The sequence below is a fragment of the Mesorhizobium sp. M1A.F.Ca.IN.020.03.2.1 genome (genome assembly GCF_004023205.1).
Lineage (GTDB): Bacteria > Pseudomonadota > Alphaproteobacteria > Rhizobiales > Rhizobiaceae > Mesorhizobium.
Genome location: NZ_RZSV01000180.1, coordinates 1 through 12,093, shown reverse-complemented (window position 1 = coordinate 12,093; position 12,093 = coordinate 1). Strand labels below are relative to the sequence as shown.

Sequence of the window (12,093 nt, the reverse complement as noted above, 5' to 3'; positions counted from 1 at the left end):
CTTCCCCATCCTCCGTCCCGCTGCTGTGATCGGTCATGCCGCGATCCTTCGATTGAATCTTGCGCCGGCCAAGGTTCGCGCTTTCGCGGCCGAATTGCAAGGGCCGGCGAAGCAGGCTTGCGGTCCGCCGTTTCCGAAAGGTCCAGTCACGTTTGCAAAACGCGTGTTGGAATTGGTGATGCTCTGCCACATTGTCGCCACAAATTATCCGCGCTCATGCCCCAATGTCCGACGAGTTTACCCGCGTTGCCTGAGACGGTTCGGTCCGGCACCGGCTCGTAAACCCCAAGCCCCCCGCCCACGGGTCAGCGTCGGATCGAACCAACCTCGGTTTTTCCTTGGAAAAATCAGGTGCGACGATCCCAAAACCTGAATAACCGGCGTCAGAAGCAAGCTGACGCCGGTTTTTTCATGCCTGTCCGCTCTGGCCCGCCGGCCCCTGTCTCGCGGCCCGGCGGGCGTCATCACAATGCACGCTCAGGGAAGAGAGCTGGAACCGCTGCGCTGGATGAGCGACCAGTCCTAAGGAGCGCATACAGGATCTCATCGCGCCAGATGCCGCCGACACGCAGATGATCACGCAGTAGGCCTTCGCGCCCGAATCTGAGTTTCTCGACCAATTTGCGCGACGGGGTGTTGTTGGGATCGATGAACGCCTGCAGACGGTGCAGGCCGAGATCGTCGAAACAGAAGTCGAGCATCGCCGAGACAGCCTCGGTGGCCATGCCCCGGCTCTGATATGCGGGGTTGATGAAATAGCCGATGGCCGCACGCTTGTTGCGGATGTGGCCATCGTGATAGCTGACGAGGCCGAGGCAGCGGTCAGTCTCAATGTCGGCGACCGCCCAGTGCCGATGGTAGGACGGGGTGCAGGCGACATATCTGAGCACGGTGCGCTCGGTCTCGGTGCGCTTGGTGTGGACTGGTGCGTTCCAAAAACCGCATCGCCTCCGGGTCGGCAAAGCATTCGTGCATCGCATCCGTGTCCTCAGCCCTGAACTGACGCAGGCGCAGCCGCGTCGTTAGGAGAATCGGGTGCGGCTCGGGTCGCTTTGCCATGGATGCTCTGCTTCGTGGGCCCCGGCCGGCTTTCGTCGGCGATCAGGTTTTGTCAGCGGAGCCGTCAGAGCCGGTCAGGCTTGCGGATGAGCGCGGCGCCGAGAATCGGTCCCGGGACGCCGTCTTTGCCGACGGACTGCAGCAGCACGGCACAGCCGCCCTTCTTCGCAATCTCCGTCATCGGCAGCTCGTAACGCTGCGCCTTGCCGTTCCACATGCCGGCGATCTGGATGTCGGAAACGGCGTTCCAATAGGTCATGTTGCGGCCGCTGTTTTCGCCCTGGCCGATCTTCACCATCTGCGGCGGATCGAAATAGACGATCACCACATGGGCGTCGGTCGGCCCATTGCCGGCATCGCCGGCGTCAATCATGACCCGATCGCTGGTGCGGCTCACCTTGATGCCGACCCGCATGCCCTCGCCGGTCCTGTCCATGCGGGCCAGCTCGCCGTCTATCTCCTTGCGGTTGGCGCCGTTGACATGGCTGCGACCGTTGATGACGGCTTGCGGGGTATAGACCGAACGGCTGCCAAAGGCGCGCATATAGTCATACTGCCGCTCGGTGTTCTCTTTGTTGCTCAGCGTGTCCTGCCAGCCCAGATAGTCCCAGTAATTGACGTGATATGCGAGCGCGACGACATTTTCCTTCGCCGCCAGCTCGGCCAAGAATTCATCGGCCGGCGGACAGGAGCTGCAGCCCTGGCTGGTGAACAACTCGACGACGCCCAAAGGCTTTTCAGTCTGCGGCTTGCCGGTCGCGGCTTTCTCAAGCTCGGCTGCCGAGGCCACGCGGCTCAACGCCGTGAGGACCAGCGCAACTGCCGTAAGCCGCAATGGTCCTCGCAATGCCATGACCGTTCCAATTCCCGCCGGTCACGCCGGCCTTGTTCTGGTTGCTAAAATATGTGGCAGAACGGACAGTCAACGGGAAGTCACGTTGCGGTGAAATTTTGTCGCCGCGACCGCAGGTAAGGCGGCGACAGGAGGGGCCACTGCATTCTTCGACCCGGTTCGATTTCGGGACCGCATCGCCGCGAAGGGGTAAGTTTGCTGCTGCCGGAGGATTTCTATTGCGCGCCAATCGGACTTGGACTTTGAGCCGGGCGGAGAATGCTTGGCCTGCCGCAGTTTAATTAGAACGTCAGTAGGCACTAGGCAGTGGGAGTATCTCCCCCCTGCCTATGCCTACCCTATTCCCTGTCGCTACGCAGCCAAATCGCGCAGCACGTATTGCAGGATGCCGCCGTTCTTGAAGTAGTCGAGTTCGTCCAGCGTATCGATGCGACAGATGATCGGCACGTTCTTCAGCGTGCCGTCGCCATAGGTGACCTTGGCCGTCATCTTCTGGCGCGGCTTGATGGCATCCAGGCCGTCGATCTCGACCAGCTCGTCGCCCTTGAGGTTGAGGGAAGCCCATGAGGTGCCGTCCTCGAAGACGAAGGGGATGACCCCCATGCCGACCAGGTTCGAGCGGTGGATGCGCTCGAAGGACTGGGCGATGACGGCGCGGACACCAAGGAGGTTGGTTCCCTTGGCTGCCCAGTCGCGCGAGGAGCCGTTGCCATATTCGACGCCGGCGAAGATGACCAGCGGCACGCCTTCCTTCTTGTATTCCATGGCGGCGTCGTAGATCGACATCTCCTCCTTCGAGGGATAGTGGATCGTGTAGCCGCCTTCGCGGCCGTTCTCGCCCAGCATGTGGTTGCGGATGCGGATGTTGGCGAAGGTGCCGCGCATCATCACCTCATGGTTGCCGCGCCGCGTGCCGTACTGGTTGAAGTCGGCGACGCCGACGCCGTGCTCGGTGAGGTACTTGCCTGCCGGCGAAGCCGCCTTGATCGAGCCGGCCGGCGAGATGTGGTCGGTGGTGATCTTGTCGCCGAAGAGACCAAGCACGCGCGCGCCCTTGATGTCGCCCACTTTGCCGAAGGCGCGGCCCATGCCGGCGAAATAAGGCGGGTTCTGCACATAGGTCGAATGATCGTCCCAGGCATAGGTCTGGCCTTCCGGCGCCTTCACCTTCTGCCAATATTCGTCGCCCTTGAAGACGTCGGCATATTTGCGGGCGAAAAGCTCGCGCGTGACGTTCTTCTCGATGAACTCCTGGATCTCGGCCGAGGTCGGCCAGATGTCCTTGAGATAGACCGGCTTGCCGTCGCTGCCCTCGCCGAGCGGCTCGGTGGTGAGGTCCTTGGTGACGGTGCCGGCCAGCGCATGCGCCACCACCAGCGGCGGCGAGGCGAGATAGTTCGCCTGGACGTCCGGAGAAACCCGGCCTTCGAAGTTGCGGTTGCCGGACAACACCGCGGCAGCAATCAGGCCTTTGTCGTTGATGGTCTTGGAGATCGGCGCCGGCAGTGGGCCGGAATTGCCGATGCAGGTGGTGCAGCCGAAGCCGACCAGGTTGAAGCCGATCTGGTCGAGTTCCTTCTGCAGGCCGGATTTCTCGAGATATTCGGCGACCACCTGGCTTCCGGGCGCCAGCGAGGTCTTCACCCACGGCTTCTGCTTCAGGCCGCGCCGGTTGGCATTGCGAGCCAACAGGCCGGCGCCGATCAAGACGCTTGGGTTGGAGGTGTTGGTGCACGACGTGATGGCGGCGATCACGACGTCGCCATGGCCGAGATCGTGAGCGGTGCCTTCGACGGCGTAACGCTTCGAGATCTCGACGGCCTTTTTGTACTCGGTCTCCATCGCCTTGGCGAAGCCGGCGGGAATATCCTGCAGCGCGACGCGGCCTTCCGGGCGCTTCGGGCCGGCCATCGACGGCACGACGTCGCCGAGATCGAGCTCGAGCAGATCGGTAAAGACCGGATCGGCCGAGCCGGCGTCGCGCCACATGCCCTGCGCCTTGGAATAGGCCTCGACCAGCGCGATGCGGCTTTCCTCGCGGCCGGACATTGTCAGATAGCGGATGGTCTCGCTATCGACCGGGAAAAAGCCGCAGGTGGCGCCATATTCCGGCGCCATGTTGCCGATGGTGGCGCGGTCGGCCAGCGTCATGTTGGACAGGCCTGGGCCGAAGAACTCGACGAACTTGCCGACGACGCCCTTCTTGCGCAGCATCTGGGTGACGGTGAGCACGAGGTCGGTGGCGGTGACGCCTTCCTTGAGCCTGCCGGTGAGGCGGAAGCCGATCACCTCCGGCAGAAGCATGGAGACCGGCTGGCCAAGCATCGCGGCCTCGGCCTCGATGCCGCCGACGCCCCAGCCGAGCACGCCCAGGCCGTTGATCATGGTGGTGTGCGAATCGGTGCCGACACAGGTGTCGGGATAGGCTGTGGTCTCGCCCTCTTCCGCGTTGGTCCACACCACCTGTCCCAGATATTCGAGATTGACCTGGTGGCAGATGCCGGTGCCCGGCGGCACGACGCGGAAGTTGCGGAAGGCCTGCTGGCCCCACTTCAGGAACTTGTAGCGCTCCTCGTTGCGCTCATATTCGAGCTCGACATTGCGGGCGAAGGCCATCGGCGTGCCAAATTCGTCGACGATGACGGAGTGGTCGATGACGAGATCCACAGGCACCAACGGGTTGATCTTTTCCGGATCGCCGCCGAGCGCCCTGATGCCGTCGCGCATGGCCGCGAGATCGACAACGGCCGGAACGCCGGTGAAATCCTGCATCAGCACGCGCGCCGGGCGGTAGGCGATCTCGACGCCGGCAGTGCCCTTGTCGGTGAGCCATGCCGCGACCGCCTGGATGCTTTCCTTGGTGACCGAGCGGCCGTCTTCGTTGCGCAGCAGGTTCTCCAGCAGCACCTTCATCGAATAGGGCAGCTGGGCAGTGCCGCCAAGGCCGTTTTTCTCCGCCTCTGCGAGGTCGAAATAGACATAGTCCGCGCCACCCACGGTCAGGGTGCGGCGGCAGTTGAAACTATCGAGGGATTTCGTCACGGCGATCCGTCCTTGTCTGTTCAGCCTGAAAGGGAACGGACGCCGTTGGCATGCAATCACGCGCAAAGGTGCGGGTACGGCCATTTCCGCTGTCCGCTCCCGAGCAACCCGAGCCGTTGAAGGCGGCGCGTGCGCTGGTTCGGCGCTAATTCTGTTCCCGCGCCGACCGCTGGCACGGATGAACCGCATATAGAGAATTTTCTGGAATAGTTCTAGACAGTCGAAAAGCAAATTTGTGCGATGCGGCGGCGGCCGCGAAACGGTGCTTTCGGGACGGGCAAGGATGCGGCTGATCGCCGAAAATCTGGGCGGCGAGCGCGGCGGCGAGACGGTTTTTTCCGGTATCGAATTCGCCCTCGAAAGGGGCGAGGCGCTCGTCGTCACCGGGCCGAACGGCGCCGGCAAATCGACGCTTTTGCGGGTCATCGCCGGCTTGCTGCCGCCGGCCGAAGGCAAGGTGAAGGTCGAGGGCGGCGGCGACGAGTTTCCATCGGTCGCTTCGGCCTCGCACTATCTCGGCCATCTCAATGCGATGAAGACGGCATTGAGCGTCGAAGAAAACCTGGGCTTCTGGCGCGCCTTCCAGGGCGAGGCTGGTTTGAGCGTGGGGCAGGCGCTGGAGACGGTCGGATTGGATGGGCTCGGGCACCTGCCGTTCGGCTACCTTTCGACCGGGCAAAGGCGGCGCGCGTCGATCGCGAAGCTCCTGGTCAGCCGCCGGCCGGTCTGGCTGCTCGACGAACCCACCGCAGGGCTGGACAAGGCTTCGGAGGAGCGGTTTGCCGGGTTGATGAGAGGGCATTGCCGAGAGGGAGGCATCATCGTGGCGGCCACGCATTTGCCGCTCGGGCTCGAGGGAGCAAAGACGTTGAGGATGGGTGACTGATGTCGGCGCGAGGCACCCCTGGGCGAAGGCATATCAAGTCATGCTAGCCCTCTTCCTCCGCGATATCCGCCTCTCCATCCGCGCCGGCGGCGGCGCGCTGATCGGCGTCATCTTCTTCCTGGCGGTGATTGCCACGATCCCGTTCGGCGTCGGGCCCGACCTCAACCTGTTGTCGCGCATCGGTCCGGCGATCCTGTGGATCGCCGCCCTGCTCGCCTGCCTGCTTGGGCTCGATCGCCTCTTCCAGGCCGATCGGGAGGACGGCTCGCTCGATCTTCTGGTGCTCAACAGCGACCGTCACATGCTGGCGTTGACGGTGCTGACCAAGTGTCTGGCGCATTGGGCGGGCAGCGTGCTGCCGCTGGTGATCGCGGCACCTTTGCTCGGCCTGTTCATGAACATGGAGCCGCTCGGTATCGGCGCGACGGCATTTACGCTTCTTGTCGGCACGCCGGCCATAACCTTCATCGGCGCCGCCGGAGCGGCTGTGGCTGTGGCGCTGCCGCGCGGCGGGCTCTTGATCTCCGTGCTGGTGCTGCCGCTCACCATTCCGGTGCTGATCTTCGGCGTCTCGGCGAGCTATGGCGCGGTGGCCGATCCCGCGCCGTTCCTGCAGCCCTTCCTCATTCTTGCCGCGCTGACGCTGTTTCTTGCCGTGGTCGGACCGCTGGCCGCGGCGCTGGCGTTGAGGCACGGGACGGATTGAGGCGCTGGGGCGTTTCTCAACTGCGGCGCCGCGCCTGATTGCGCGGCATGTGCCGCAGAGTTAAGGGAAGGCATGGTCGAACGGATTGGCATGGCAGGCGCGGAAGGTGCGCAGATGGAGCGGCTGATATGAGCGCGCATGCTCTCTATGTCGCCGCCGCCTATGCCATCAGCGCGATCGTGCTCGTCGGGCTGATCGGCTGGATCCTGCTCGACCAGCGGGCGCGCAAGCGTGAGCTCGCGGCGCTCGACGCGGCCGGCGTGCGGCGGCGCTCCGACAAGGCCGGGACGGCGAAGCCGTGAGCGCGGAAACCGGAGCCCCGGCATCGCCCCGTCGCCGCCTGTTCGTGCTGCTTCCGCTGCTGGTATTCCTGGGCTTGGCGGGGTTGTTCCTGTCGCAGCTTTTGTCCGGCCGCGACGAGTCTGAAATTCCCTCGGCCCTGATCGGCCTGCCGGCGCCGCAGACGAACCTGGCGCCGCTCGAAGGCTCGAACCTGCCAGGGCTGGACTCGAAATCCTTCGCCGGCAAGGTGACGCTGGTCAACGTCTTCGCATCATGGTGCGCGCCGTGCCGGGAAGAGCATCCGGTGCTTTTGGCGCTGTCGCAGGACAAGCGGTTCACGCTTGCCGCGCTGAACTACAAGGACGAGCCGGCAAACGCCCGTCGCTTCCTTGGCGATCTCGGCAATCCCTACCAGGCGATCGGCGTCGATCCGGCCGGGCGCGCGGCGATCGACTGGGGCGTCTACGGCGTGCCGGAGACCTTCGTCATCGGCAAGGACGGCAAGATTGCCTACAAGCATGTCGGGCCGCTGACGCCGGAATCGGCGAAGGATTTGCTGTTGCCGCAGATCGAGAAGGCCCTGGCGGTTTCGGGTTAGGCGCCCCTTGCGTCGTCATTCCAGTGCGAGGCAAGGAGCGAAGCGACGCGGCGCAAAGGCCGGCTCGACCGGCCTCGGACTCAACCGTAAATCTGCTTGTGGATCTGGTAGAGCATCTCGGAGCGGTCGGCACGCAGATCGGCGAGATCGCGGCTCGACAGGTTCTCGATTTCTGCGACGAGACGATTGTAGTGGCGGCGCTTGGCGAGGTTGGTGCGAGCGCGGGTGACGAGGTTGTCGAAGATCATGACGAGGTTCCTTCTGAGTTATTCCTCCCTGATCGATTGCGAGAATGACATAGGAATGGTGCATTGCAAAAGAAAGATGTTGCAATGCACCATTGCAAGCAGCGCATAGCCGGTTAATGGCGTCTTAGCCCCTACACGCGTCAACATGCCGTGAGAGGCATCCGCGATCTTGCCTTCTCCGCTCTGTGCTGGCTTGATCGCGCGTCTTTTGATTGCCGGGAGGGAAAGCATGACGGCCGCTGACTATGAACTTCTCGATCCGCGTTTCTCGCGGCTGTTCAACGCCAATGAGCGGGTTGAGAAGCTGTTCACCGGGTGCCGGTGGGCGGAAGGCCCGGCCTGGTTCGCCGCCGGCCGCTACCTCGTCTGGTCCGACATCCCCAACAACCGCATGCTGCGCTACGATGAGACCGATGGCAGCGTGAGCGTCTTCCGCCAGCCGTCCGGCAATTCCAACGGCAACACCGTCGACCGGCAGGGCCGGCTGATCACCTGCGAGCATTCGGGCCGCCGCGTCAGCCGCACCGAGCATGACGGTTCGGTCACCACCATCGCCGACAAATGGCGCGGCAAGCGGCTCAACTCGCCAAACGACGTCGTCGTCCGTTCCGACGGCTCGATCTGGTTCACCGATCCGGCCTACGGCATCGACAGCGATTATGAAGGCGACCACGCCGAGAGCGAAATCGGCGCCTGCAATGTCTACCGCGTCGACCCCGGCACGGGCGAGATCGACGCCGTCATCACCGACATGGTCAGGCCCAATGGGCTCGCCTTCTCGCTCGATGAAAGCCTGCTCTATGTCGCCGACACGGGCCGCACCCATGGCGCCAAGAACCCCGCGCATATCCGCGTCTTCAATGTCGGCAAGGCCGGCAAGAAGGTCTCGGGCGGCAAGGTCTTCGCCGACTGCACGGCCGGCCTGTTCGACGGCTTCCGGCTGGACGAAAGCGGGCGCATCTGGACGAGCGCCGCCGACGGCATCCATTGCTACGATCCGGATGGTACGCTGATCGGCAAGGTCAAAGTGCCGGAAGTCGTCGCCAATTGCGTCTTCGGCGGCGCCAAGCGCAACCGCCTCTACATCTGCGGCACCACCTCCCTCTATGTGGTCTGGCTGATGGTGAATGGGGCCAAGACCTTTTGACCGGCATCGGCGTCAGCGGCCGCGGATAAAGCCGGCGAAAGCCCGAACCGCGTCGCGCATCGCCTGCCGACTGGTCGGCTCAGCCAGGATTTCTTCCACCTCCGGCGGCTTCTTGCCGAGCAGCGCGATCTCCAGCGCGGTCTCTTCGTAAAGCGCGAAGGACATCGTGCGCATGATCTCGGCAAGGGCGGCGCGGGCAAAGAGCGAGCGCGGCGAGGCGTGCACCAGCAACGCCGGCTTGCCGACGGCGGCGTCGCGCGACACCAGCCAGTCGAGCGCGTTCTTCATGCCGCCCGGCACGCCATGGGCGTATTCGGGACAGGAGACGATGACGCCATCGGCGCGGGTGACGGCCTCGATCAGGTATCTTGCCTCACACGGCGTGCGCTCGCCCTCTTCGTCCGGGTTGAAGATCGGCAAGCGGCCGAGCCCGTCATAGACGGTGACGCGGCAATCCGCGGGCATGTTGGCGGCAAGCGCCGCGACAAGGGCCGAATTGGTCGAGGCGGCGCGCAGGCTGCCGGATATGGCGGGGAGGTTCAGCAAGGGTGACGGGGGCGGTTCGGACGAATCGTGCCCGGGAGCCTACCACATGGTCTGCCGGTAATCGTCGTCCAGTTCGCGGTCGATCTCGCCGGCGCTCTCTGTAAGCGCCAGCTGGTCGCGGATGATCTGGCCGAGCGTCGGCAGGCTCGCGCGGTCATACCAGGTCTCCGGCTCCCACAGCTCGGAGCGCATAAAGGCCTTGGCGCAGTGCATGTAAGCGGCCTTGACCGTCACCACGATGACGCTCTGCGGCTCCTTGCCGTCGACGGCCAGGCGGGCGCGCAGTCCGGCGTCGATGGTTATGTGGGCTTCGCCGTTGACGCGCAGCGTCTCGTTCATGCCGGGAATGAGGAAGAGCAGCCCTACCGACGGGTAACGAACGATGTTTTCCAGCGTGTCCAGCCGGTTGTTGCCTGGACGGTCAGGGATGGCGATGGTGGAACTGTCGAGGATGGCGGTGAAGCCGGGCTTGTCGCCCTTCGGGGTCACGTCGGCATTGCCGGCGCCGTCGGAGGAGCCGATCAGCACGAATGGGCTCTTGCCGATGAAGGAACGGCAGTGGCCATCGAGCGCCTTGAGTTCCTTGCGGATCGACCCGTCGGTCGGCCGCGGCGTCTTGTAGATCGTCCTCAGCTCATCGCGCGTGGTGAGGAATTCCATGCCGCCCCCTCCCCGGAACCTGCTCTATTTACTCGCCTGCTCTTCCTTGGCTTTTTCCTCCAGCGAGTGGCGCATGATCAGCGGCATCTGGCTGAAGGTGAAGAGAAGCGTGATCGGCATGATGCCCCAGACCTTAAAGGTAACCCAGGCATCGGTTGAAAAATTCCGCCACACGACTTCATTGACGAGGGCCAGGAAGAGGAAGAACAGGCCCCAGCGGAAGGTGAGCTTGCGCCAGCCTTCGGCATCGAGGCTGAAAGCCGAGTCGAAGACATAGCCAAGCAGCGACTTGCCGAAGAAAAGGCCGCCGAGCAGCACGCCGCCGAACAGCGTGTTGACGATGGTCGGCTTCATCTTGATGAAGACGTCGTCCTGCAAATAGAGCGTCAGCGCGCCGAAGATAAGGACGACGACGCCCGACACCAGCGGCATGATCGGCAAGGTGCGGGTGAGCAGCCACGAGGCGATCAGCGCCAACGCGGTGGCGGCCATGAACAGGCCGGTGGCGACGAAGATCGGGCCGCCGAGCTCGGCCAAGGCCGGAAATTTCTGCGCCAGCCATTCGCCGCGCGCATTGGCGAAGAAGAAGACCAGCAGCGGCCCGAGCTCGAGCACCAGCTTGAGCGGCGGGTTGATGCCCTCCTTCTTCTGTTTCTGCGGGTCGGACGGGTCGCGTTCGAGGATGTTCATGAAAGTCCTTGTTGTCCCGAAAGTCGGCGCTTTTGGGATCGTTCAAGCAACGCCGGCGATCGCTCTGGCGAATTCGCTGGCCGAGAAGGGTTCGAGGTCGTCGACCTGCTCGCCGACGCCGATAAAATAGACCGGCAATCCATGCTTGGCGGCGATCGCCACCAGAATACCGCCGCGCGCCGTGCCGTCCAGCTTGGTCATCACCAGGCCGTTGACGCCGGCGACGTTGCGGAAGATCTCGACTTGGCTGAGCGCATTCTGGCCGGTGGTGGCGTCGACGGTCTGCAGCACGGTGTGCGGCGCCTCCGGATCGAGCTTGCCCAGCACGCGCACGATCTTTTCCAGCTCCGCCATCAGCTCGGTCTTGTTCTGCAGGCGGCCGGCCGTATCGATGATCAGCACGTCGGAGCCTGCCTCCTTCGCCTTCTCGAAGGCATCGTAGGCGAGGCCGGCGGCGTCGGCGCCAAGCTTGGTGGCGATGACCGGCGACTTCGTGCGTTCGCCCCAGATCTTCAGCTGCTCGATGGCGGCCGCGCGGAACGTGTCGCCGGCCGCCAGCATGACCGAAAGCCCGCCTTCGGTCAGCTTGGCCGCCAGCTTGCCGATGGTCGTGGTCTTGCCGGTGCCGTTGACGCCGACGACCAGGATGACATGCGGCTTGTGGCTGAGATCGAGCTCGAGCGGCTTGGCGACCGTGGTCAGGACTTTTTCGACTTCCGCCGCCATCACGGCGCGGACCTCCGAGTCGGAAACGTCCTTGCCGTATCGGCTTGAGGCGAGAGAATCGGTGACGCGCAGCGCCGTCTCGACGCCAAGATCGGCGCGGATCAGCACGTCCTCCAGATCCTGCAGCGTGTCTTCGTCCAGCTTGCGCTTGGTGAAGACGCCGGCGATGTTGCCGGTGAGCTCGCGCGAGGAACGGGCAAGCCCGTCGCGCATGCGCTGGAACCAGGACCGCCGCGGGGCCGGCTCCGGTGCCTTCTGCGGCTCGGCCTTCTGCTCGACCTTTTTGGCGACCGTCACCTTGCCGGCAGCGGGGGTCGGCGGCGGCGCGGGGACGGCTTCCGGCTCGGGCGCGATCTCGGCAAGGATCCGCCCCGGCTCGACCGGCGCAGCCTGGCGAATGGGAGGCAGGGCTTCCGCCGGCGGAGCCGGCTCCGGTGGCGGCAAATCCTCCGCAGGCTTACGCTGCGCCTCACCCTCATCCTCTCCCCGTGAAGAACGGGGAGAAGGGGGCGTCGGCGTTGGCGCTTCTTCCTTCTCCCCGTCACTATACGGGGAGAAGGTGCCGGCAGGCGGATGAGGCGCGGCGCCGACCTCTAAAGATGGCTCGATAGAAGGTGCCTCGCCCGGTGGAACTTCGATCGGCGCTGGCG

General features: G+C 64.2%; 15 protein-coding genes. 5 read left to right on the top strand and 10 right to left on the bottom strand.

What is annotated here, in order from left to right; all coding sequences use genetic code 11:
• From EOA79_RS33235 to acnA, 5 genes are all read right to left on the bottom strand, one after another.
• Nucleotides 1-190, bottom strand: a 190-nt coding sequence (locus EOA79_RS33235; RefSeq protein ID WP_206639258.1) for a hypothetical protein, incomplete at its 3' end; no start/stop codon positions are given.
• A gap of 274 nt (nt 191-464) precedes the next feature.
• Nucleotides 465-890 carry a GNAT family protein gene (locus tag EOA79_RS23650; RefSeq protein ID WP_245322416.1) on the bottom strand — a complete coding sequence of 142 codons (426 nt, stop codon included), beginning with the start codon at nt 888-890 and terminating at the stop codon, nt 465-467.
• The gene (locus EOA79_RS34295) at nt 829-1,059 is read right to left on the bottom strand and encodes a GNAT family N-acetyltransferase (protein WP_348627458.1); all 231 of its coding nucleotides are present in this window, start codon (nt 1,057-1,059) and stop codon (nt 829-831) included. Before EOA79_RS34295 ends, EOA79_RS23650 begins: the two co-directional genes overlap by 62 nt.
• A gap of 64 nt (nt 1,060-1,123) precedes the next feature.
• Nucleotides 1,124-1,912: a thioredoxin family protein gene (locus EOA79_RS23645; protein WP_095825171.1), complete on the bottom strand. Its 789-nt coding sequence runs from the start codon at nt 1,910-1,912 to the stop codon at nt 1,124-1,126.
• Between the two features lie 351 nt (nt 1,913-2,263).
• The gene (gene acnA, locus EOA79_RS23640; protein ID WP_127335306.1) at nt 2,264-4,954 is read right to left on the bottom strand and encodes an aconitate hydratase AcnA; all 2,691 of its coding nucleotides are present in this window, start codon (nt 4,952-4,954) and stop codon (nt 2,264-2,266) included.
• Nucleotides 4,955-5,237: 283 nt separating this feature from the next.
• Between acnA and ccmA the strand changes: the two genes are divergently transcribed.
• From ccmA to EOA79_RS23620, 4 genes are all read left to right on the top strand, one after another.
• Nucleotides 5,238-5,840 (top strand): heme ABC exporter ATP-binding protein CcmA, encoded by a 603-nt coding sequence (ccmA, locus tag EOA79_RS23635; RefSeq protein WP_095825169.1) that lies wholly within the window; start codon nt 5,238-5,240, stop codon nt 5,838-5,840.
• A gap of 40 nt (nt 5,841-5,880) precedes the next feature.
• Nucleotides 5,881-6,546 carry a heme exporter protein CcmB gene (gene ccmB, locus EOA79_RS23630; protein WP_095779955.1) on the top strand — a complete coding sequence of 222 codons (666 nt, stop codon included), beginning with the start codon at nt 5,881-5,883 and terminating at the stop codon, nt 6,544-6,546.
• A 128-nt stretch (nt 6,547-6,674) separates the two neighbouring features.
• Nucleotides 6,675-6,848, top strand: coding sequence for a heme exporter protein CcmD (gene ccmD / locus EOA79_RS23625; protein WP_095782730.1), 174 nt, complete (start codon nt 6,675-6,677; stop codon nt 6,846-6,848).
• Nucleotides 6,845-7,426: a DsbE family thiol:disulfide interchange protein gene (locus EOA79_RS23620; protein ID WP_095825168.1), complete on the top strand. Its 582-nt coding sequence runs from the start codon at nt 6,845-6,847 to the stop codon at nt 7,424-7,426. Before ccmD ends, EOA79_RS23620 begins: the two co-directional genes overlap by 4 nt.
• Nucleotides 7,427-7,506: 80 nt before the next feature.
• Here EOA79_RS23620 and EOA79_RS23615 read toward each other — a convergent pair whose 3' ends face one another.
• Complete coding sequence (locus EOA79_RS23615) at nt 7,507-7,674, bottom strand: hypothetical protein (protein WP_082953829.1); 168 nt, start codon at nt 7,672-7,674, stop codon at nt 7,507-7,509.
• Nucleotides 7,675-7,903: 229 nt separating this feature from the next.
• Between EOA79_RS23615 and EOA79_RS23610 the strand changes: the two genes are divergently transcribed.
• A complete protein-coding gene (locus tag EOA79_RS23610) occupies nt 7,904-8,821 on the top strand; it encodes an SMP-30/gluconolactonase/LRE family protein (protein ID WP_095825166.1) in 918 nt (305 codons plus the stop codon).
• Nucleotides 8,822-8,833: 12 nt separating this feature from the next.
• Here EOA79_RS23610 and EOA79_RS23605 read toward each other — a convergent pair whose 3' ends face one another.
• From EOA79_RS23605 to ftsY, 4 genes are all read right to left on the bottom strand, one after another.
• A complete protein-coding gene (locus EOA79_RS23605) occupies nt 8,834-9,367 on the bottom strand; it encodes an NADPH-dependent FMN reductase (RefSeq protein WP_127335756.1) in 534 nt (177 codons plus the stop codon).
• A gap of 39 nt (nt 9,368-9,406) precedes the next feature.
• Nucleotides 9,407-10,027, bottom strand: coding sequence for a pyridoxamine 5'-phosphate oxidase family protein (locus EOA79_RS23600; protein WP_095825164.1), 621 nt, complete (start codon nt 10,025-10,027; stop codon nt 9,407-9,409).
• A 24-nt stretch (nt 10,028-10,051) separates the two neighbouring features.
• Entirely contained in the window at nt 10,052-10,717 is a 666-nt protein-coding gene (locus EOA79_RS23595) for a septation protein A (protein WP_095779961.1), read from the bottom strand.
• A 42-nt stretch (nt 10,718-10,759) separates the two neighbouring features.
• A partial coding sequence (gene ftsY / locus EOA79_RS23590; protein ID WP_128293321.1) for a signal recognition particle-docking protein FtsY occupies nt 10,760-12,093 on the bottom strand: 1,334 nt, incomplete at its 5' end.